A 21,583-nucleotide genomic window follows, 5' to 3' on the forward strand; every position below is an offset into this window, starting at 1 on the left:
TACCGGGCAGGTCGTAGGGTCGGTGTATGACGAACGGTCCGGCGGGGGGTGCGAGCAGCCTCTTCGAGGCGTTGTACGACGACGAGGACGCCGTCGTACGGGCGCTCCGTGCGGGCGCTTCCGCCGAGTCGAGCGACGAGGAGGGGACGACCGCGCTGTACCTGGCGTCCGTGCAGGACCTGCCCGGCACGGTCCGGCTGCTCCTGGCCGCGGGCGCGGACCCGAACCGGGCGAGCGGCCCGGAGGCCGGTGATCTTCCGCTGTGCGGGGCGGCGTGCGCCGGCCAGGCGGAGGTCGTCGGGGCGCTCCTGTCCGCCGGGGCCGATCCGGACCTGAGTGAGGCGTTCGGCTTCACCGCGCTGCGCTGGGCGGCGGGCCTCGGTCATGCGCGGGTCGCGGAGGCCCTCCTCGCCCACGGCGCGGACCCGGGTCTTCCCGGCCCGCAGGGCGAGGTGCCGCTGGTGGTCGCGGCCCGGCGGGGATCGGTGCAGACTGTGCGGGCGCTGCTCCGGCACGGCGCCCGTGGCCTCTCCCCCGCGCTGGACGAGGCCAGGCGCATGCTCACGGTGGACGTGGAGCAGGAGCTGCGTGACGGGCTGCGGCGCGCGTACGGGGACGGGGGCCACGAGAGTGCGGTGCGCCGGGCACCGGTGGACGGTGGGGTGACCGTCACGGTCGAACTACTGCGGGGCGGGGAGCCGTTCGCGTCCCAGGACCTGCAGACGGGGCACGGTGCGATCGCGACGCTCCTGGAGAACGAGCTGGGTCTGCGGGCCCCGTTCGAGGAGCTGGCCGCCCGGGCGCTGCGGGGCGGGGGCCCCGGTCTGGACAACTGGCTGGTGACGGTCGGGACACTGTGGCTGCGCGGCGACGAGGAGACGTTCCAGGCGGCGTCCGCGTGGACGGCGGGCGAGGATCCGCTGCGGCAGGCGTTCGGTGTGGATGTGCTGGCGCGGCTCGGATTCCGTACCGGCGACAAGCCGTTCGCCGCGCGTGCGGTTCCGCTGCTGCGGGAGCTGACCGGGTCTCCGGACCCGGCGGTGGCCGACGCGGCGGCGCGGGCGCTCGACCGGTACGCGGGTGCGCCCGGGGAATGAAAGAAATGGGTGCGGTGACCGGCGGGAGCCGGTCACCGCACCCTGTGGTCACGCTGCCCGGCGGCCACGGCCGGGTGCGCTGCCGCGCCCGGTACCGCCGGCCCGGCCGGCGCCGGCACCTCGGGCGGATCCGCCCGCGCCGCCGGCACTGCGGGCCGCGCCGCCGCCGGATCCGCCACGGGCCGCACCGCCGGTGCCGCCCTGTGCGGCGCCCGTGTTCGCACCGGCTCCACCGCGTCGCCCACGGCCCCGGCTGCCCGCGCGGAAGGCCCCGCCGGCCGCCGAGCCGGAGCCCTGACTCCCGCCGCGCGTACGCGGCTTGGGCTGCGTCGGCTGCGGCACCTCGATGACGATCGCGACGCCGGACGGCTCGCGGGCCCCCGTGATCTTGCTGAGCTCCTCGTCGCTGGACTTGATCCGGGTGGTGCGCGGCGCGATGCCCGCGTCCTGCATCAGCCGGGTCATCTCGCGCTTCTCCTCCGGCAGCACGAGCGTGACGACGCTGCCGGACTCCCCGGCGCGCGCGGTGCGTCCGCCACGGTGGAGGTAGTCCTTGTGGTCGGTCGGCGGGTCCACGTTGACGACCAGGTCCAGGTCGTCGATGTGGATGCCTCGGGCTGCCACGTTCGTCGCCACGAGCGCGGTGACCTGACCGTTCTTGAACTGGTCCAGCGTCCGGTTGCGCTGCGGCTGGGACCGGCCGCCGTGCAGCGCCGCGGCCCGTACGCCACTGGCGAGGAGCCGCTTGGCGAAACGGTCGGCGGCACGCTTGGTGTCCACGAACATGATCACCCGGCCGTCACGGGCGGCGATGCGGGTGGCGACGGCCTTCTTGTCGGTCTCGTCCGCCACGTGCAGCACATGGTGCTCCATGGTGGTGACGGCACCGGCCGACGGGTCGACCGAGTGCACGACCGGATCGGTGAGGAACATCTTGACCAGCCGGTCGATGTTCTTGTCGAGGGTCGCGGAGAAGAGCATCCGCTGCCCGTCCGCTTCGACCTGCTTGAGCAGTGCGACGACCTGCGGCATGAAGCCCATGTCGGCCATCTGGTCGGCTTCGTCGAGGACGGTGATCGACACCTGGTCGAGACGGCAGTCGCCGCGCTCGATGAGGTCCTTGAGCCGGCCCGGCGTGGCGACGAGCACCTCGGCGCCGCGGCGCAGCGCTCCGGACTGCCTGCTGATCGACATGCCGCCGACGACGGTGGCGACGCGCAGGTTCACGGAGGTGGCGTACGGGGTCAGGGCGTCGGTGACCTGCTGGGCGAGCTCGCGGGTGGGGACGAGGACGAGGGCCAGCGGGGCGTGCGGCTCGGAGCGGCGTCCCGCGGTGCGGGCGAGCAGGGCCAGGCCGAAGGCGAGGGTCTTGCCCGAGCCGGTGCGGCCACGGCCGAGGATGTCCCGGCCGGCCAGCGAGTTCGGCAGGGTGGCGCCCTGGATGGGGAAGGGGTCGGTCACGCCCTGTGCGGCGAGGGTCTTCAGCAGCGCGGCGGGCATGTCCAGGTCGGCGAACGCGTCGACGGCGGGCAGCGCGGGGGTCAGGGTCTCCGGCAGGGCGAACTCGCCGCCCTGGGCGGGTGCGGTCCTGCGGCGGGCCGGCGCCTTGCCGGATCCTCGGGTGTTCGTCTGTGCCCGGTCCGTTCCGCGCCCCTTTATCGGGCGGTTACGGGTCGGTCGGTCCTGGCGTTCGGAGCGGGTCATACGGAATTGCCCTCCTGGGGGATTCCTGGGGTTACTGCCGACTGCTGTGGACTGCTTGATGTGCGCCCCAGGATGCAAGCACATTGCAGATGTCCCGTCGGCGGAGCCGAACCGGGAAAGGAGGAGTCGGAAACAGCACAAACCGGGGCCCGCACCTTCACGGTGCGGGCCCCGGTCGCGAGGTACGCGTCCGGCAATTAGGCCGGGACGATGTTCTCCGCCTGCGGGCCCTTCTGGCCCTGCGTGACGTCGAAGGAGACCTTCTGGCCCTCCTGGAGCTCACGGAAGCCCTGGGTGGCGATGTTCGAGTAGTGGGCGAAGACGTCGGCGCCGCCGCCGTCCTGCTCGATGAAGCCGAAGCCCTTTTCCGAGTTGAACCACTTCACGGTTCCAGTAGCCATGTCATTCTCCTAAAAGAGGTGCAGTGCCGGAAATCCGCACTTTACGAATTCCAAGTCGCCGCATTGAGCCCCACCCGGAGAAAGCCGGAAAACAATAAAGCGCCTGAGGAGGGTTCCCGTCAGGCGCACATAAAGTTCATGGGTACCAAAACTGCAACTCGGCAACCGTAGCACGTTCTGTCGGCGAACGGCAGATCACTCCGCCCCGGCGCGTCGGAAGATCCGCTGACCAGCACGGTCGCGGGGTCTGTTCACGACCTGTTCCGGAATCGTTCGCGGATGCTTCCTGCCCCGTCCCCCCAAGGGCTCCGGACCTTCACCGGGTGGCGGAACCTCGCACTCCGCCGACCGGCCGGGGCGGTTCGGCGGGAACCGGGCACGCTCGTACGAGCGGCCGGTTCACCTGATTGCCGTAGCGGCGGCCATCCGGACCACGCACCGCGGGCAGCGGGCTTCCACGGCAGGGGTTACGCCGAACGGGCGTCACGACTCGCGGACCGGGCTTTCGTCGCCCTTCCTGCGCAGGGTGCGCAGCGGGTGGCCGGGGCGCCAGAGCTGGACGACGATGTCCTCATCGTCGATCCCGGTGCGGACCACCTCCGTGGGGTCGGCGCGGAAGAGGAGGAAGGGCTCCGGTGGGGTCACCTCCTCGACGAAGCGGGCCCGCACCGCGTCGTCGGTGATCTCCACCGCCCGTCCGGAGACGCGGATGTCCCCGTCGGCCATCTCCGCGTCCGGCCCCGGGTTGGCCTGGATGGCGAAGCGCGGGTCGCGCCGCAGATCGAGCGCCTTGCGCGAGTTCGGCATCATGCCGAACCACAGCGTGTCCATCCGGAAGTTCACCTCCAGGCCGGTGACCCGGGGCGAGCCGTCCACGCGCAGGGTCGCGAGGACGTGATGCCTGTACTGCTGGAACCGTTGCTGCACGGTGGCGGCGAAGGCCGGCTCCGCCGTGCGGAAGTCCTGCCACGAACTGGGTGTCACGCTCGATGTCATGGGTGCCATCGAACCCGGTGATCAGGACATCCTCTGTCGTGGTTCTTCGGGCTTCACCGGATCGGACGCCTCCTTGTCGCGATCGCCGTGCGGCGGTGTCACCTGACGAACCCCTGGGCGCGGGCCGCCGCCAGCCAGTGCGGGAATTCGGCGACGAGCCGGTCGTACAGCTCGGCGTCCGGGAGGGTGCGGGGGTCGGGCCCGGCGTGGAAGAAGCCCGCGTTGTCGACGGGGCGCCTGGCCGGGACCGCGAGTTCGTCGAGCTTCCGCAGGAAATCGAACTGCGAACTCCGCTTGTTGCCGAAGCCGATGAACTGCCAGAACAGCGGCAGTTTCGCCGCCTTGCAGAGATAGCGTTCCGCCGCGTGCTTGCTGATCGGGCCGCCGTCGGTCTGGAAGACGACGAGGGCGGGCGCGGTCGAGCCGCTGTCGAGGTAGTGGTCGATGACGGCGTCCATGGCCAGGTGGTAGCTGGTCTTTCCCATGTGTCCGAGGCCGGCCACGATGGTGTCGATGCGGCCGTGGTGGTTGTCGAGGGATATGTCGGTGACGGCGTCGATGTCCGTGGAGAAGAAGACGACGGGAACCCGTCCGTCGTCGTCCAGATGGGCCGAGAGCCCGAGCACCCGGTCGGCGAGGGCCTGGACGCTGCCGTCCTTGTAGTAGTCCCTCATCGAACCGGAGTGGTCGAGCACCAGGTAGACGGCGGCCCGTCCGCCGCTCATCCCGTGCTTCTCCAGGGACACCCGGGCGCTCTCGTAGTGGCCGGCGAGCGCCGGTGCCCGTTCCCGCACCTTCCGCGGACCGATGGCCGGACCTGCGGCGCCGGGCGAGCCTGTCATGTGGGTCTCCGATCGGGCACGGGCTTCTGCCCTGGCGGTTACGGCGGTTCCGAGCGTAGGGCACCCGGGCGCACCCAGGTGCGCCGCTCTTCACCGGCGTTCGCTATCTTGAGCGCCGCCGCCCCGGCGGCCCCTCCTCCCGTCCACGTATCGCCGTCCACGAATGAAGGAGCCGGCCATGGAGGCCGCCACCACGTGTTATCGCCACCCGTCGTACGAGACGTATGTGCGCTGTACGCGTTGCGACCGCTACATCTGCCCTGACTGCATGCGTGAGGCGTCGGTCGGGCACCACTGCGTGGAGTGCGTGAAGGAGGGGCAGCGTTCGGTCCGTCAGGCCCGGTCGCTGTTCGGCGGCGCGGTGCCGAGCGCCGCGACGCCGGTCGTGACGTACGTGCTGATGGTGCTGAACATCGCCGCGTACGTCGTCGAGGTGGTCCGGTCGGAGACGGTGGACCGGTTCGGGATGCTCGGGGCCGTGCTGGTCGATCCGTCGGGCGGCCAGTACTACTACAAGGGGGAGACCTACCCCGGCTTCGAGCTGACGGGGGTGGCGGACGGTGAGTGGTACCGGCTGCTGACGGGGGCCTTCCTCCATCTGCCTCCCGACGCGTCGTTCGGTGTGATGCACCTGGTCTTCAACATGCTCGCGCTGTGGAATCTGGGCCGGGTCGTGGAGGGTCAGCTCGGCCGGGCCCGGTATCTCGCGCTGTACCTGCTGTCCGCGGTGGGCGGTTCGGTGCTGGTGTACCTGGTCTCGCCGGAGACGACGGCGGTCGGCGCGTCCGGTGCGATCTTCGGTCTGGCGGCGTCGTTCTACGTGATCAGCCGGCGTCTGGGCCGGGACATGCGGGCGGTCAACCGCTTCATGGCCGGTTTCCTGCTGTGGATGGTGATCTCCGCCGCGTTCACCTCGTGGGAGGGGCACCTGGGCGGCCTGCTGACCGGCGGCCTGGTGACGTACGGGCTGGCCTACGCCCCGGCCAGGCTGCGGACGTCCGCGACGCAGCTGGCGGGCGGGGTGGTCCTGGTCGTGCTGCTGGCCGCGGTGGTCGCCGTACGGACGGCCGCCCTGACGGGAGCCTGACGGCGAACTCGCCGGTCCGTGACCCGGGTCCGCGTCCTGCGACCGTCGCCCCGTGGTGAGAGATCCCACTCCGGCGCGAACGGGCGAACAGGGGGCGGGGGCCGGGGGGTCGGGGGGCCGGCGGGTGCAGGGGCTCCCTGGCGGCGGTGTCCGCGCCGGAGCCGGCCGGCCCGGCCGTTCCCGGCCGGTGCGCACGAGGACGCGCCACGGCGCCCTCCCTTGTCCGGTCGGGGACGGGGGCGGGCGCCGCGTTCAGTTCCGTACGCCGTTGTACGGGACGTCTGTGTGCCGTGGATCAGACCGTCAGAGAACGGTCCGTCGGGCGGATCGGGGCGTGCAGAGCGCTGGTCCCGGTCAGGAACCGGTCCACGCCGCGCGCCGCGGAGCGGCCCTCGGCGATGGCCCAGACGATGAGGGACTGGCCGCGGCCGGCGTCACCGGCGACGTAGACGCCGCCGATGTTGGTCGCGTAGTCCTCGTCGCGCGCGATGTTGCCGCGGGCGTCGAGCTCCAGGCCGAACTGCTGGACGAGGCCGTTGGCCTGGTCGGTGCCGGTGAAGCCCATGGCCAGGGTGACGAGCTGGGCCGGGATGACCCGCTCGGTGCCGGCCTTCTGCTCCAGCTTGCCGTCCTTGAACTCCACCTCGATGAGGTGCAGGGACTGGACGTTGCCGTCCTCGTCGCCCTCGAAGTGGGTGGTGGAGACGGAGTAGAGCCGCTCGCCGCCCTCCTCGTGCGCGGAGGTGACCTTGTAGAGCATCGGGAAGGTCGGCCAGGGCTGGTTGGCGTTACGCTCCTCGCCCGGCTGCGGCATGATCTCCAGCTGGGTGACGGAGGCCGCACCCTGCCGGTGGGCGGTGCCGACGCAGTCGGCACCGGTGTCGCCGCCGCCGATGACGACGACGTGCTTGCCCTCGGCGGTGATCGGGGAGACCGTCAGGTCGCCCTCCTGCACCTTGTTGGCGAGCGGGAGGTACTCCATCGCGAAGTGCACGCCGTTCAGCTCACGGCCCGGCACGGGCAGGTCGCGGGAGACGGTGGCACCGGCGGCGATGACGACCGCGTCGTAGCGGCGGCGGAGCTTGGCGGCGTCGATGTCCTTGCCGATCTCCACCTCCGTGCGGAACTTGGTGCCTTCCGCCCGCATCTGCTCGATGCGGCGGTTGATGTGCGACTTCTCCATCTTGAACTCGGGGATGCCGTAACGGAGGAGGCCTCCGATGCGGTCCGCGCGCTCGAAGACGGCGACGGTGTGGCCGGCCCGGGTCAGCTGCTGGGCTGCGGCGAGGCCCGCCGGTCCCGAGCCGATGACGGCGACGGTCTTGCCGGAGAGGCGCTCGGGCGGCTGCGGGGTGACGTCGCCGCTGTCCCACGCCTTGTCGATGATGCTGACTTCGACGTTCTTGATGGTGACGGCCGGCTGGTTGATGCCGAGGACGCACGCCGACTCGCACGGAGCGGGGCACAGGCGGCCCGTGAACTCCGGGAAGTTGTTCGTGGCGTGCAGGCGCTCGGACGCCGCCGACCAGTCCTCGCGGTAGGCGTAGTCGTTCCACTCGGGGATGAGGTTTCCGAGCGGACAGCCGTTGTGGCAGAACGGGATGCCACAGTCCATGCAGCGGCCGGCCTGCTTGCTGATGATCGGGAGCAGCGAGCCCGGAACGTAGACCTCGTTCCAGTCCTTGACGCGCTCGCCGACGGGGCGGGTCTCGGCGACCTCGCGTCCGGTGGTCAGGAAGCCCTTGGGGTCAGCCATTGGTCGCCGCCTCCATCATCTTCTCGGTGGTCTCCTGCTCGGAGAGACCGGCGAGCTCAGCGGCGTCCTTGGCGGCGAGCACTGCCTTGTAGGTGGACGGGATGATCTTGCTGAAGCGGGCGACCGCGGAGTCCCAGTCGGTCAGCAGCTTCTCGGCGACCGTGGATCCGGTCTCCTCCTGGTGGCGGCGCACGACGTCGTGCAGCCACTGCTTGTCGGTGTCGTCGAGGGTCTCGACGGCGTCGATGTTGCCGGTGTTGACGTTGTCGAGGTCGAGGTCGATGACGTACGCGACTCCGCCGGACATGCCTGCGGCGAAGTTACGTCCGGTCTCGCCGAGGACGACGGCGTGGCCGCCGGTCATGTACTCGCAGCCGTGGTCGCCCACGCCTTCCGAGACGACCGTGGCACCGGAGTTACGGACGCAGAAGCGCTCGCCGGTCCGGCCGCGGAGGAACAGCTCGCCGCCGGTCGCACCGTAGCCGATGGTGTTGCCGGCGATGGTGGAGTACTCGGCGAGGTGGTCGGCGCCGCGGTCCGGGCGGACGACGACGCGGCCGCCGGAGAGGCCCTTGCCGACGTAGTCGTTGGCGTCGCCCTCCAGGCGCAGCGTCACGCCGCGCGGTACGAAGGCGCCGAAGGACTGGCCCGCGGACCCGGTGAAGGTGATGTCGATGGTGTCGTCGGGCAGGCCCGCGCCGCCGAACTTCTTGGTCACCTCGTGGCCGAGCATGGTGCCGACGGTGCGGTTGATGTTGCGGATCGCGACCTGGGCCCGGACGGGCTGGGCCGCCTCGGCGCTGTCGGCGCCCAGGGCGTCGGCGGCGAGCTTGATCAGCTCGTTGTCGAGGGCCTTGGCCAGTCCGTGGTCCTGCTCGGCGATCCGGTGGCGCACCGCGCCCTCGGGGAGCTCGGGCACGTAGAAGAGCGGCTCGAGGTCGAGACCCTGCGCCTTCCAGTGGGTGACGGCCTGCTCGGTGTCGAGGAGTTCGGCGTGGCCGACGGCCTCCTCGATCGTGCGGAAGCCGAGCTCGGCGAGGATCTCACGGACCTCTTCGGCGATGAACTCGAAGAAGTTGACGATGTATTCGGCCTTGCCGGAGAACCGGTCGCGCAGGACGGGGTTCTGGGTGGCGATGCCGACCGGGCAGGTGTCCAGGTGACAGACGCGCATCATGACGCAGCCGGAGACGACGAGCGGCGCGGTCGCGAAACCGAACTCCTCGGCGCCCAGCAGCGCGGCGATGACGACGTCGCGGCCGGTCTTGAGCTGGCCGTCGGTCTGGACGACGATGCGGTCGCGCAGGCCGTTGAGCAGCAGGGTCTGCTGGGTCTCGGCGAGGCCGAGCTCCCAGGGGCCGCCCGCGTGCTTGAGCGAGGTGAGCGGCGAGGCGCCCGTGCCTCCGTCGTGGCCGGAGATGAGGACGACGTCCGCGTGGGCCTTGGAGACACCCGCGGCGACCGTTCCGACGCCGACCTCGGAGACCAGCTTCACGTGGACGCGGGCCGCCGGGTTGGCGTTCTTGAGGTCGTGGATCAGCTGAGCCAGGTCCTCGATGGAGTAGATGTCGTGGTGCGGCGGGGGTGAGATCAGGCCGACGCCCGGGGTGGAGTGCCGGGTCTTGGCGACCCACGGGTAGACCTTGTGGCCGGGCAGCTGGCCGCCCTCGCCGGGCTTGGCGCCCTGCGCCATCTTGATCTGGATGTCGTCCGCGTTGACCAGGTATTCGCTGGTGACACCGAAGCGGCCGGAGGCGACCTGCTTGATGGACGAGCGGCGTGCCGGGTCGTAGAGACGCTCGGAGTCCTCGCCGCCCTCACCGGTGTTGGACTTGCCGCCCAGCTGGTTCATGGCGACGGCGAGCGTCTCGTGCGCCTCCTGGGAGATGGAGCCGTACGACATGGCGCCGGTGGAGAAGCGCTTGACGATGTCTGCTGCGGACTCGACCTCGTCGATGGAGATCGGCTCGCGGCCGCTCTTGAAGCCGAAGAGCCCGCGGAGCGTCATCAGGCGCTCGGACTGCTCGTTGACCCGGCCGGTGTACTTCTTGAAGATGTCGTACCGGCGGTTGCGGGTGGCGTGCTGGAGGCGGAAGACCGTCTCCGGGTCGAACAGGTGCGGCTCACCCTCGCGGCGCCACTGGTACTCGCCGCCGATCTCCAGCGCGCGGTGCGAGGCGGCGATGCCGGAGGCGGGGTACGCCTTGGTGTGCCGGGCGGCGACCTCCTGGGCGACGACGTCGAGTCCGGCGCCGCCGATCTTGGTGGCGGTGCCGTTGAAGTACTGGGCGACGAAGCCCTCGTCGAGGCCGACGGCCTCGAAGACCTGGGCGCCTCGGTAGGAGGCGACGGTCGAGATGCCCATCTTGGACATGACCTTCAGGACGCCCTTGCCGAGGGCGTAGATCAGGTTGCGGATGGCCAGCTCGGGCTCGATGCCCTCGATGAACGTACCGGCGCGGACGAGGTCCTCGACGGACTCCATCGCGAGGTAGGGGTTGACGGCGGCGGCGCCGTAGCCGATGAGCAGCGCGACGTGGTGGACCTCGCGGACGTCGCCGGCCTCGACCAGCAGGCCCACCTGGGTGCGCTGCTTGGTGCGGATGAGGTGGTGGTGGACGGCCGAGGTGAGCAGCAGCGAGGGGATCGGCGCGTGCTCGGCGTCGGAGTGCCGGTCGGACAGGACGATGAGGCGGGCGCCGTCCTCTATGGCGGCGTCGACCTCGGTGGTGATCTGCTCGATCCGGGCGGCGAGCGCCTCGCCGCCGCCGCTGACGCGGTAGAGGCCGGAGAGGGTCGCGGCCTTCATGCCCGGCATGTCGCCGTCGGCGTTGATGTGGATGAGCTTGGCCAGCTCGTCGTTGTCGATCACCGGGAAGGGCAGCGTGACCGCGCGGCACGCCGCGGCGGTCGGCTCCAGGATGTTCCCCTGGGGGCCGAGCGTGGAGCGCAGCGAGGTGACGAGCTCCTCGCGGATGGCGTCCAGCGGCGGGTTGGTGACCTGGGCGAACAGCTGGGTGAAGTAGTCGAAGAGCAGCCGGGGGCGCTCGGAGAGCGCGGCGATCGGCGAGTCGGTGCCCATCGAGCCGAGGGGTTCACCGGCGGTGCGGGCCATCGGGGCGAGGAGGACGCGGAGCTCTTCCTCGGTGTAGCCGAAGGTCTGCTGGCGTCGGGTGACCGAGGCGTGGGTGTGGACGATGTGCTCGCGCTCGGGGAGGTCCTCGAGCTCGATCTCGCCTGTTTCCAGCCACTCCTGGTACGGGTTCTCGGCGGCCAGGGACGCCTTGATCTCGTCGTCCTCGATGATGCGGTGCTCGGCGGTGTCGACGAGGAACATCTTGCCGGGCTGGAGGCGGCCCTTGCGGACGACCTTGGCGGGGTCGATGTCCAGGACGCCGACCTCGGAGGAGAGGACGACGAGGCCGTCGTCGGTGACCCAGTAGCGGCCGGGGCGCAGGCCGTTGCGGTCGAGGACCGCTCCGACCTGGGTGCCGTCGGTGAAGGTGACGCAGGCCGGGCCGTCCCAGGGCTCCATCATCGTGGAGTGGTACTGGTAGAAGGCGCGGCGGGCCGGGTCCATGGACGCGTGGTTCTCCCACGCCTCGGGGACCATCATCAGCACCGAGTGCGGCAGTGAGCGGCCGCCGAGGTGGAGCAGCTCCAGGACCTCGTCGAAGGAGGCCGAGTCGGAGGCGTCGGGGGTGCAGACGGGGAAGATCCGGTCGAGCTGTGCTTCGCCGAAGAGGCTGGAGGCGAGCTGGGACTCGCGGGCCTTCATCCAGTTCCGGTTGCCCTTGACCGTGTTGATCTCGCCGTTGTGCGCGACGAAGCGGTACGGGTGGGCGAGCGGCCAGCTCGGGAAGGTGTTGGTGGAGAAGCGGGAGTGGACCAGGGCGACCGTGGTGGCGAAGCGGCGGTCGGAGAGGTCCGGGAAGAACGGCTCCAGCTGCCCGGTGGTGAGCATGCCCTTGTAGACGATCGTGCGTGCGGAGAGCGAGGGGAAGTACACCCCGGCCTCACGCTCGGCGCGCTTGCGCAGGACGAAGGCCTTGCGGTCCAGGACGATGCCGGTGCTCGTGCCGTCGGCGACGATCAGCTGGCGGAATTCGGGCATCGTGGCGCGGGCGCCCTTGCCGAGGATGTCCGGCGTGACCGGGACCTCGCGCCAGCCGAGGACGTCGAGGCCCTCTTCGGCGGCGATCTTCTCGATCTGCTGGGCGGAGTCGGTGGTGTCGTCCGCGGGCAGGAAGGCGATGCCCACGGCGTAGGAGCCGGCCTCGGGGAGCTCGAACGCGGCCTCTTCGCGGAGGAAGGCGTCGGGGACCTGGAGGAGAATGCCGGCACCGTCACCCGAGTCGGGCTCGGATCCTGTGGCGCCGCGGTGTTCGAGGTTGCGCAGTACGGTCAGCGCCTGCTCGACCAGCTCATGGCTGGCCACACCGGTCAGAGTGGCCACGAACCCGACACCACAGGCGTCGTGCTCGTTACGGGGGTCGTACATCCCCTGCTGGACAGGGCGACCGTCCATGGGCGACCAGGCGTCGGAACGCATCGGCTCTCCCGTCGTCGTCGTGGCATGTGCTGTGCCGAGGGACGACTCTGGCCCTCTGCGAAATTTCGTGCAGGTTACATGATGGAACGCTTCTCAAAAAGCGGAAAGTTTGTTCCAACATGCGGACACCACGGAGTCGTGGTGCGAGTGGGTCACGGTAGGAGGGATCCTTGTGGATCACCGTCCGGGGAGACCGCAGAGAGCAGGCGTCGTTGCCCGCGAGTGTCTACGGCTCTTGCCCGGCGGTCATGCGATCGAAACCGCCGAGTAACGGCTACTTATGTGTAGCGCCGCATAGCGTCTCATTTTACGGTGGACATACCCGTCCGCCCAGTGACGTGCGTCAGGACGTATGTCACACCGAGGCGGCACCGCCGGCCCGGGATCTCAGCCGACGGCCACACCGAACAGCGCGCCCAGTCCGTACGTGATCGCCGCGGCGGCCCCGCCGAGCACGAGCTGGCGCAGCCCGCTGAACCACCAGCTGCGTGCCGTCACCCTGGCCACGACCGCTCCGCAGCCGAACAGGCCGGCCAGGGCGAGCAGCACGGCGGGCCACATCGAGGTGGCGCCGAGCAGGAAGGGCAGTACGGGCAGCAGGGCGCCCAGCGCGAAGGCCCCGAAGGAGGACACGGCTGCCACGAGCGGCGAGGGCAGGTCGCCCGGGTCGATGCCCAGTTCCTCGCGGGCGTGTATCTCGAGAGCCTGCTCCGGGTCCTTGGACAGCTGCCGCGCGACCTCCTGGGCGAGCGCGGGCTCGACTCCGCGGGACTCGTAGAGCTCGGCGAGCTCCCGCATCTCGTCCTTGGGGTGTTTGCGCAGCTCGCGCCGCTCGACGGCGAGCTCGGCCTCGACGAGCTCGCGCTGCGAGGCGACGGAGGTGTACTCCCCCGCGGCCATCGAGAACGCGCCGGCGGCGAGCCCGGCCAGGCCCGTGATGACGATGGTCTGCTGGGACACCGCCCCTCCGGCGACGCCCGTCATCAGGGCGAGGTTGGAGACGAGGCCGTCCATGGCGCCGAACACCGCGGGCCGCAGCCAGCCGCCGTTGACGTCACGGTGGGTGTGGTTGTCCCGGTGCGCCTCGTGCAGTACGGCGTCGGTCTCGATGATGGACACAGCTCTCCCCTTCTCCGGGAGCGGGCCCCTGTGCTCCTGCCACTCCACACCGTCGAAAGTACGCACGAAAAAGGCCTCCCGCCAGCAAGGAAGGCCGAACTTACCTGCCCTGAGAGCGTCACCCGGGCGGCCGATCTGTACGACATACGAGCCTCTCTTCGCCGCGATCGGGGAAACCTCGCGTATCCGGTCTTTCCGGGTGCGAGCGAAGGGTCGACACGATGGAGCTCATGGCGGACAGCGCGGCGGCGAGCACGGGTGACCGGGCCCGGGGGGCATTGCTGGGTCTCGCGGTCGGGGACGCGCTCGGCGCCCCGGCGGAGAACATGCGCCCGTCCGAGATCCGCAGCCGCTGGGGCCGCATCGAGGGTTTCGTCAGCGACGACCCGGCCGGGACCGACGACACCGAGTACGCGATCTTCTCCGGGCTGCTGCTGGCCAGGCACGGCTCGGCGCTCACTGTCTCGCATGTCGAACGGGCCTGGCACCACTGGATCGCCGATCTGGACGAGGGCCCGTTCCGGGGCGCCGGATTCAGCGAGCGCGGCACGCTGGAGAATCTGCGGCGCGGCCTCGCCGCGCCGATCTCGGCCCAGCACCGGCACGCCTGGAGCGACGGTCTCGCGATGCGGGCGGCGCCGTTCGGGGTGTTCGCGGCGGGCCGGCCCGCCGAGGCCGCGCGTCTGGTGGCGGTGGACGGACGGGTCAGCCATGACGGGGAGGGCATCTACGGCGGGCAGGCGGTCGCGGCGGGGGTGGCGGCCGCGATGGTGGGGGCGGGGCTCGCCTCCGTCATCGCCGCCGCGCTGTCGGTCGTACCGATGGACTCCTGGACGGCCCGCTCGCTGCGCCGCGCGGTCACGGCCGCGCAGCGCTCGTACCCGGACCCGCTGACCGGGGAACGCGCGGTGCGCTCGGCGGTGGTGATCGGCGGCTACCCCTGGACGGATCTGGCGCCGGAGGCGGTGGGCCTGGCCTTCGGCGCCCTCACCGCGGCGCGCGGTGACTTCCGTACGGCGGTGCTCACGGCCGTGAACATGGGCCGGGACGCCGACACCACGGCCGCCGTGGCGGGTGCGCTGGCCGGTGCCCTGCACGGGGCGTCGGCGATCCCCCGGGACTGGGCTGCGGCGATCGGCCCGGTGCGCGGCAGCTGTCTGCCGTCGATGCGGGGCTATCACGTCCTGGACATCGCGGAGCTGCTGACCCCGGACGACGGCGAGGATCCGCCGGGGGCGCCGCCCGCCCCGGGACGGGAGCCCGCCGCCGCTCCCCTCTCCGGCGTCCGGCTGGACACCCGGTGACCGCCGCCGACCGCGCCCCGCAGGACGCGCCCGCCGGCCCGGCGGAGTCCGCCCCGCACGTGGCCGTCCGGATCAGCGCCGAACCGGCGGCCCCGAGCGGCACCGGGGGCCGCCGCGCTCCGGGCAGGCGGGCCAGGATCGAGGGGCTGCTGCTCGGGCTGGCCTCCGGGGACGCCGCGGGGTGGCCGGCCGCGCGGCACCGGGCGGCACGGATGCCGGAGTGGACGCGACGGCTCACCCGGGAACTGGACACCTTCGCGGAACAGAACGCGACGACGACGCTGCCCGTGCCCATCGCCCTCAACCAGCCGCCGGAACCCCTGCGGCTCGGCCCGTCCGACGACGCCGAGTGGGCCGCGTTCGCCGCCCGGACGGTGCTGGCCGCCGCCGCCGACCACGCGCCGGGCCTCTCCCCCGGCCACCGGGTGCGGGACGCGGTCGACCGGTCGTGGAACGCGCTCGCGGCGAAGGTCGCCGCCGCGAGCGCCCGGGCGCCCGAGGTCGAGTCCGCCGTCCTGCCGCTGCGGGCCCGGATCTCCGTTCGGGCCGGACTCGGCAATCTGGCCGCCGGACTGCGCCCGCCCGCCACCGGACACGACAATCCGCACTACTTCGACGACGCGGCCTGCGTGCGGGCGGCCGTGCTCGCGGTCATGCACCCCGGCGACCCGGCGGCGGCGGCCGAGCTCGCCGAGTTCGACGCCCGCTACACCCAGGACGGTGACGGGGTGCACGGCGCACGCGCCCTCGCCGCGGCGATCGCCGAAGCCCTGGCCGGGGCGGACGTGGACACGGTGGTGGATGCCGCGCTCGACCAGCTCCCGGACGGCACCGAGATCGCCCGCAACGCCGTCCACGCCGTGCGGCTGGCCCGGGAGTTCGCCGACGAGGCGGCGGGCGCCTTCGCGCTCGTCCCGGTGCTGGAGCATCAGATCGTGGACCACGTCTACAGCTACGGGATCGCCGCGGCCGAGACCGTGCCGGTCGCCCTCGCCCTCACGACCGCGGCCCGGGGTGAATTCACCCAGGCCGTGCCCGCCGCCGCCTGTCTGTCCCGGGTCGCGGACTCGGCGCCCGCGCTCGCCGGGGCCCTGACCGGGGCGCTGGGCGGGGCGGCGACCGTGCCCGCCGGCTGGCGGGAGGCATGCCGGACGCTGGCCGGATGCGCGCTGCCCCGGCTCGCGGGCACGGATCTCGTCGAACTCGCCGGGCTGCTCGCAGCCACGGAACCGGCCACCCCGGGTGGACAATTCCGGCATGACACACAAACAACCCGCATCGCTCGCGGCCGGCACGACCACCACCACGCTCACCCTGGATGAACGCGTCACCGGAGCCCTCGTCGGCGCGGCCGTGGGGGACGCGCTCGGCGGCCCCGTCGAGGGCTGGACACCCGAGCAGATCGCGGAGCGTCACGGCGGCCGGGTGACCGGCGTCGTCGGGCCCTGGTACGGCGACGACTGGCGCACCGCGCGCCCCATCGCCCCGTACCACAAGGGTGACGGGCACGTCACCGACGACACCCTGATGACCCATGCGCTGGTCCGGGTGTACGAGACGGTGCGCGGCCACCTCGACGCGTACGCCGTCGCCGACCACCTCGTACCGGACCTGATGTCACGGCCCCGGTGGATCCCGGAGCTGGAGGCCGAGGCACTCCCCCTGCAGCGGATCTTCCTCGCCGAGAAGTGGATCGTCACACGGCTGCACTACGGGCACGCCGACCCCCGCGAGGCGGGGTCGGGGAACATCGTCAACTGCGGGGCGGCGATGTACATGGCGCCGGTCGGGCTGGTGAACGCCGCCCATCCGGAGGCCGCGTACGCGGAGGCACTGGATGTCGCGGGGGCCCACCAGTCCTCGTACGGACGGGAGGCGGCCGGGGTCCTGGCGGCCGCCGTCGCCGCCGCGTGCGCACCGGACGCGACCCCCGCCTCGGTCGTCGAGGCCGCCCTGGCCCTGGCCAAGGACGGCACCCGGTCAGCGATCGAGTCGGTGTGCGAAGTGGCCTCCCGTTACACGGACTTCGAGTCCGCGCTGGTACCGCTGCGCACCGCCGTCGCCCCGTTCGACACGGTGGGGCCGCACTACCGCGATCCCTCGCTCGGCGCCCGGCGGCCCTCCCGGCTGCACGCGATCGAGGAGCTGCCGGTCGCGCTCGGCATGCTGCTCGTCGGCGGCGGCGACTACCGGCACACCGTGCTCGGCTCGGTCAACTACGGCCGTGACTGCGACTCGATCGCCACGATGAGCGGCGCGCTCGCGGGTGCGCTGCACGGCGAGCAGGCGATCCCCGCGGCCTGGGTGAAGACGGTCGGCGAGGCCAGCCGCCTCGATCTGCACGCACCGGCGCGGGCCCTGGCGGAGGTCGCCCGCGAGGTCTTCCTGCGGGACACGGCACGACGGCGCGCGCACGAGGCGGCGTTCGCCGTGCTGGCGGGCGACGGCAGGTGACCGTACGCCTGACCTGGGTCCAGCCGGAGGACCTGGTGGGCCACGAGCTGCGCCAGGCCGCGCAGGACGGCCGGGACGCCGGGGACATCGAGCGGCGCTGGTACGCGGCGGGCGGCGCCCCCGCCCCGGAGCGCGCGGGGGCCTCGGCACCCGCCGCACCGCCACGACTGCGTGCGCTCGCCGAGCGTCTGCTGGACGAACTCGCCCTGCTGGACAGCCCGTCGGCCGACGACGAGCCGACCGGACTGGACCTGATCCGGGCCGCCTGCCCGCGCTGGCCCGCCCCGCGCACCCGCCCGGTATCCCTCGGGCCGGACCGTCTGCACGCGGCCTGGCTGGGCCGGGCCGCCGGCTGTCTGCTGGGCAAACCGGTCGAGAAGCTGCCGCTGGCCGGCATCCGCGCGCTGGCCCGAGCCACCGGTAACTGGCCGCTCACCACCTGGTTCACCGCCCGCGGGCTGCCCGCCGGGCTGACCGCGCAGTACCCCTGGAACCGCCGCTCGGCGCCCACCTCCCTCGCCGAGAACATCGACGGGATGCCGGAGGACGACGACCTCAACTACCCCTTGCTGACGGTGCTGTTGCTCCAGAGACACGGCCGGGGGTTCCGCACGTCCGACCTCGCCCGGCTGTGGCTCGACGAACTCCCGGCGGGCCGTGTCTTCACGGCTGAGCGCATCGCGTACCGCAATCTGCTCGACGGCGTCGAGCCCCCGGACACCGCACGCCACCGCAACCCGTTCCGGGAGTGGATCGGCGCCCAGATCCGGGCCGATGTGCACGGCTGGACCAACCCCGGCGACCCGGGAGCCGCAGCGGAACAGGCCCACCGGGACGCCGTCCTCACCCACACGGCCAACGGGGTGTACGGGGCGATGTTCACCGCCGCCGCCCTCGCCGAGGCCGCCGACGGCGAGACGGATGTGCACGGCTGCCTGGCGGCCGGGCTCCGTGTGGTGCCGCCCCGGTCCCGGTACGCGGTCGCGGTGCGCCTCGGAATCCAGGCGGCCCGTGACGAACCGGACTTCGACACGGTCGTGGACCGTCTCCACGCCGCCTACGGCTCCACCCACCACTGGGTCCACGTCCTGCCCAACGCGGCGCTGCTCGCCGCCGCCCTCACCCACGCGGACGGGGACTTCGCCCGCTCCGTCGGCTGCGCGGTGTCCGGCGGCTGGGACACCGACTCCAACGGCGCGACGGCCGGCTCGCTCGCGGGGCTGCTGGCCGGCCGGGCGACCGCACTGCCCGACCACTGGACCGCCCCGCTCAAGAACCGCCTCGCCACCTCCGTAGCCGGCTTCGGCTCCATCGGCTTCGACACCCTCGCGGAACTGACTCATCAGGAGGTACGCCGCCCATGACAGCGATCGCGGTGCTCGGCAGCACCCATATGAACCTGGTCGCCTACGTCGCCCGGGCACCCGGACGCGGGGAGACCGTCACCGGACGGGAGTTGCGGACCGTCCCCGGCGGCCGGGGGGCCGACCAGGCCGTCGCCGCGGCCCGTGCGGGAGGCGATGTCGTGATGATCGGCGCGGTCGGCACCGACGAGTACGGCTCGCTGCTCCGGACGAATCTGGAGCACGCCGGCGTGGACACGGAACTGCTGCACACCGTCGCGGGGCCCAGCGGCACCGCGCACGTCGTCGTCGACGACGAGGGATCGAACACGGTCGTGGTGATCCCCGGTGCGAACGGCACCGTGACCGCGCTCGGCCCCGGCGAGAAGGCCGCCGTCGCGGCGGCCGGCCTGCTGCTCCTGCAACGGGCGCTCCCGCTCTCCGTCGTGACGGAGGGAGCGCGGACCGCACGGGACCGGGGTGTACGGACGATCCTCACCCCCTCCCCCGTACAGGCCCTGCCCTCCGGGCTCCTGGACGCCGTCGACCTGCTGGTTCCCGACGAGCACGAGGCGGCCGCGCTCACCGGGTGCGTGGATCCGCACGGCGCGGCCCAGATCCTGCTCCGGCAGGTCCCCGAGGTCGTGATCACGCTCGGCCGGAAGGGCTGCCTGTACGCGGCCCGGGACGGCGAGCCGGTCCTCTTCCCGGCCCCCGAGAGCACCGCCGTCGACACGACCGGAGCCGACGTAGGCGGGGACACCTTCGTCGGCACGCTCGCCGTGGCACTGGTCGAGGGCCGGGCCGTACCAGAGGCGCTGGCCTGGGCCTCGGCGGCGGCCGCGCTCCGCGTGCAGCGGCCCGGCACCTCGGCGTCCCTGCCGTACCGCAGCGGGATCGGAGCCGCATGAACACGACGACCGCGCCCCTCACCGGCCTGCGGGTCCTCGATCTCGCCACCCTCTTCGCCGGGCCGCTCGCCGCCACCATGCTCGGGGACTTCGGGGCCGAGGTCATCAAGGTCGAGCACCCCCGGAAGCCCGACCCCTCGCGTGGGCACGGCCCCGCGAAGGACGGGGTCGGCCTGTGGTGGAAGCTTCTCGGCCGCAACAAGCGCACGCTGACCCTCGACCTGTCCGCCCCCGGCGGCCGGGACGTGCTGCTGCGGCTGGCCGCCGACACCGATGTGATCGTCGAGAACTTCCGGCCCGGCACCCTGGAGCGCTGGGGGCTCGGCTGGGAGGAACTGTGTGCCGTCAACCCGCGGCTGGTGCTGACCAGGGTCACGGGCTTCGGGCAGACGGGCCCGTACGCGCACCGGCCGGGCTTCGGCACGCTCGCCGAGGCGATGAGCGGTTTCGCCGCCGTCACCGGGGAACCGGACGGACCGCCGACCCTGCCGCCGTTCGGGCTCGCCGACTCGATCGCCGCGCTCGCCACGGCGTACGCGGTGATGGCGGCACTGGCCGGCCGGGACCGCACCGGGCGCGGACAGGTGGTGGACATGGCGATCATCGAGCCGATCCTGACCGTGCTGGGGCCGCAGCCCCTCTGGTACGACCAGCTCGGATACGTCCAGCCGCGCACCGGCAACCGCTCCCGCAACAACGCCCCGCGCAACACGTACCGCACCTCCGACGGCCACTGGGTGGCCGTCTCGACCTCCGCCCAGTCGGTCGCGGAACGCGTGATGCGTCTGGTGGGACGCCCGGAACTGATCGAGGAACCGTGGTTCGCCGCCGGGACCACACGCGCCGAGCACGCCGACGAACTCGACGACGCGGTGGGTCACTGGATCGCCCGGCGCACCAGGGACGAGGCGGTGGACGCGTTCGAGAAGGCCGAGGCGGCGATCGCGCCGATCCAGGACGTACGGGATGTGATGGAGGATCCCCAGTACCGGGCGCTGGGCACGATCACCGAGGTCGACGACCCCGAGCTGGGGCCGCTGCGGATGCAGAACGTGCTGTTCCGGCTCTCGGAGACACCGGGGGCGATCCGCTGGGCCGGCCGGCCGCACGGAGCGGACACGGACGAGATCCTGGCGGAGCTCGGCCTCCCCGCGCCGGCCATCGCGGCGCTGCGGGACGAAGGCGCGCTGTGAGCAGCCCGAAGGTGGCGCTGACCTGGCTGTACGTTCCCGGGGACCGGCCCGAGGTGGTCCGCAAGGCGCTCGGCTCGGGCGCGGATGTGGTGATCGTCGACCTGGAGGACGCGGTCTCCCCGGACCGCAAGGAGTACGCGCGGTCGGCGACGGCGGAGCTCCTCGCGGATCCGGTCACGGCGGACCCGATGGCGGTGCCGGTCCATGTCCGGGTCCACGGCGAGGACGACGTGAAGGCGCTGGTGGGTCTGCCGGGGCTGTCGGGGATGCGGCTTCCCAAGATCACCCACGCGGCGTCCGTGCACCATGTCGCGGCTCTCGCGCCGGGGGTGCCGCTGTATCCGTTGCTGGAGTCGGCGTTGGGGATCGAGCACGCGTATGCGATCGCCGGGGCGCATCACGCCGTACGGGGCATCGCGCTGGGCGAGGCGGACCTCCGGGCGGATCTGGGGGTGCGGGACGACGCCGGTCTCGACTGGCCGCGCAGCCGTGTGGTGATCGCCGCCCGGGCGGCCGGGCTCGCCCCGCCGGTGATGTCGGTGTACCCGGATGTCCGGGACCTGTCCGGGCTGCGGTCGTCCTGTGCGCACGGGAGGGATCTCGGTCTGCTCGGCCGGGCGGCGATCCACCCTCGGCAGCTGCCGGTCATCGAGCGGGCGTTCCGGCCCACGGCGCGCGAGGCCGAGGCGGCGGAGCAGCTCCTGGAGGCGTTCCGGACCGAGGCGGGTGCGCAGGCCCTGCCGGACGGGAGGTTCGTCGACGCGGCGGTGGTGGCGAGCGCGGAACGCACGCTCTCGCTGGCGCGGCGCCGCTGAGACCGGTCC

Annotated in this window: 16 protein-coding genes; 9 read left to right on the plus strand and 7 right to left on the minus strand. The window is 72.2% G+C overall.

Annotation, left to right across the window (positions count from 1 at the left end; genetic code table 11):
- Positions 1–26: 26 nt before the first annotated feature.
- The gene (locus ACFYQ5_RS27525; protein ID WP_389201367.1) at positions 27–1,097 is read left to right on the plus strand and encodes an ankyrin repeat domain-containing protein; all 1,071 of its coding nucleotides are present in this window, start codon (positions 27–29) and stop codon (positions 1,095–1,097) included.
- 48 nt (positions 1,098–1,145) lie between these two features.
- Here the strand turns inward: ACFYQ5_RS27525 and ACFYQ5_RS27530 are convergent, their stop codons facing one another.
- The 4 genes from ACFYQ5_RS27530 to ACFYQ5_RS27545 all read right to left on the minus strand — a co-directional run bounded on the left by ACFYQ5_RS27530 (position 1,146) and on the right by ACFYQ5_RS27545 (position 5,040).
- Entirely contained in the window at positions 1,146–2,801 is a 1,656-nt protein-coding gene (locus tag ACFYQ5_RS27530) for a DEAD/DEAH box helicase (protein ID WP_389201369.1), read from the minus strand.
- Between the two features lie 197 nt (positions 2,802–2,998).
- Positions 2,999–3,202 (minus strand): cold-shock protein, encoded by a 204-nt coding sequence (locus ACFYQ5_RS27535; protein WP_015607926.1) that lies wholly within the window; start codon positions 3,200–3,202, stop codon positions 2,999–3,001.
- Positions 3,203–3,685: 483 nt separating this feature from the next.
- Entirely contained in the window at positions 3,686–4,207 is a 522-nt protein-coding gene (locus ACFYQ5_RS27540; RefSeq protein ID WP_389201370.1) for a pyridoxamine 5'-phosphate oxidase family protein, read from the minus strand.
- A gap of 89 nt (positions 4,208–4,296) precedes the next feature.
- Entirely contained in the window at positions 4,297–5,040 is a 744-nt protein-coding gene (locus tag ACFYQ5_RS27545) for a vWA domain-containing protein (RefSeq protein WP_389201372.1), read from the minus strand.
- Positions 5,041–5,218: 178 nt separating this feature from the next.
- Between ACFYQ5_RS27545 and ACFYQ5_RS27550 the strand changes: the two genes are divergently transcribed.
- Positions 5,219–6,127: a rhomboid family intramembrane serine protease gene (locus ACFYQ5_RS27550; protein WP_389201373.1), complete on the plus strand. Its 909-nt coding sequence runs from the start codon at positions 5,219–5,221 to the stop codon at positions 6,125–6,127.
- 295 nt (positions 6,128–6,422) lie between these two features.
- Here the strand turns inward: ACFYQ5_RS27550 and ACFYQ5_RS27555 are convergent, their stop codons facing one another.
- From ACFYQ5_RS27555 to ACFYQ5_RS27565, 3 genes are all read right to left on the minus strand, one after another.
- On the minus strand, positions 6,423–7,883 hold the full coding sequence (locus ACFYQ5_RS27555) for a glutamate synthase subunit beta (protein WP_389201374.1): 1,461 nt from the start codon (positions 7,881–7,883) through the stop codon (positions 6,423–6,425).
- Complete coding sequence (gene gltB, locus ACFYQ5_RS27560) at positions 7,876–12,435, minus strand: glutamate synthase large subunit (protein ID WP_389201375.1); 4,560 nt, start codon at positions 12,433–12,435, stop codon at positions 7,876–7,878. The genes ACFYQ5_RS27555 and gltB overlap by 8 nt, the downstream gene beginning before the upstream one ends.
- 387 nt (positions 12,436–12,822) lie before the next feature.
- Complete coding sequence (locus tag ACFYQ5_RS27565) at positions 12,823–13,554, minus strand: VIT1/CCC1 transporter family protein (protein WP_389201376.1); 732 nt, start codon at positions 13,552–13,554, stop codon at positions 12,823–12,825.
- Between the two features lie 221 nt (positions 13,555–13,775).
- Between ACFYQ5_RS27565 and ACFYQ5_RS27570 the strand changes: the two genes are divergently transcribed.
- The 7 genes from ACFYQ5_RS27570 (at position 13,776) to ACFYQ5_RS27600 (ending at position 21,574) form a co-directional block, all read left to right on the plus strand.
- On the plus strand, positions 13,776–14,858 hold the full coding sequence (locus ACFYQ5_RS27570; RefSeq protein ID WP_389201378.1) for an ADP-ribosylglycohydrolase family protein: 1,083 nt from the start codon (positions 13,776–13,778) through the stop codon (positions 14,856–14,858).
- A 71-nt stretch (positions 14,859–14,929) separates the two neighbouring features.
- A complete protein-coding gene (locus ACFYQ5_RS27575; protein WP_389201468.1) occupies positions 14,930–16,180 on the plus strand; it encodes an ADP-ribosylglycohydrolase family protein in 1,251 nt (416 codons plus the stop codon).
- Entirely contained in the window at positions 16,116–17,312 is a 1,197-nt protein-coding gene (locus ACFYQ5_RS27580) for an ADP-ribosylglycohydrolase family protein (RefSeq protein ID WP_389201380.1), read from the plus strand. Before ACFYQ5_RS27575 ends, ACFYQ5_RS27580 begins: the two co-directional genes overlap by 65 nt.
- Positions 17,309–18,676, plus strand: a complete 1,368-nt coding sequence (locus tag ACFYQ5_RS27585) for an ADP-ribosylglycohydrolase family protein (protein WP_389201382.1) — start codon at positions 17,309–17,311, stop codon at positions 18,674–18,676. Before ACFYQ5_RS27580 ends, ACFYQ5_RS27585 begins: the two co-directional genes overlap by 4 nt.
- Positions 18,673–19,566, plus strand: coding sequence for a ribokinase (locus tag ACFYQ5_RS27590; RefSeq protein WP_389201383.1), 894 nt, complete (start codon positions 18,673–18,675; stop codon positions 19,564–19,566). Before ACFYQ5_RS27585 ends, ACFYQ5_RS27590 begins: the two co-directional genes overlap by 4 nt.
- Positions 19,563–20,759, plus strand: coding sequence for a CaiB/BaiF CoA transferase family protein (locus tag ACFYQ5_RS27595; protein WP_389201385.1), 1,197 nt, complete (start codon positions 19,563–19,565; stop codon positions 20,757–20,759). Before ACFYQ5_RS27590 ends, ACFYQ5_RS27595 begins: the two co-directional genes overlap by 4 nt.
- Positions 20,756–21,574 (plus strand): HpcH/HpaI aldolase/citrate lyase family protein, encoded by an 819-nt coding sequence (locus tag ACFYQ5_RS27600; RefSeq protein ID WP_389201386.1) that lies wholly within the window; start codon positions 20,756–20,758, stop codon positions 21,572–21,574. The genes ACFYQ5_RS27595 and ACFYQ5_RS27600 overlap by 4 nt, the downstream gene beginning before the upstream one ends.
- Positions 21,575–21,583: the final 9 nt, after the last annotated feature.

Source organism: Streptomyces sp. NPDC005794, from assembly GCF_042871445.1.
Lineage (GTDB): Bacteria > Actinomycetota > Actinomycetes > Streptomycetales > Streptomycetaceae > Streptomyces.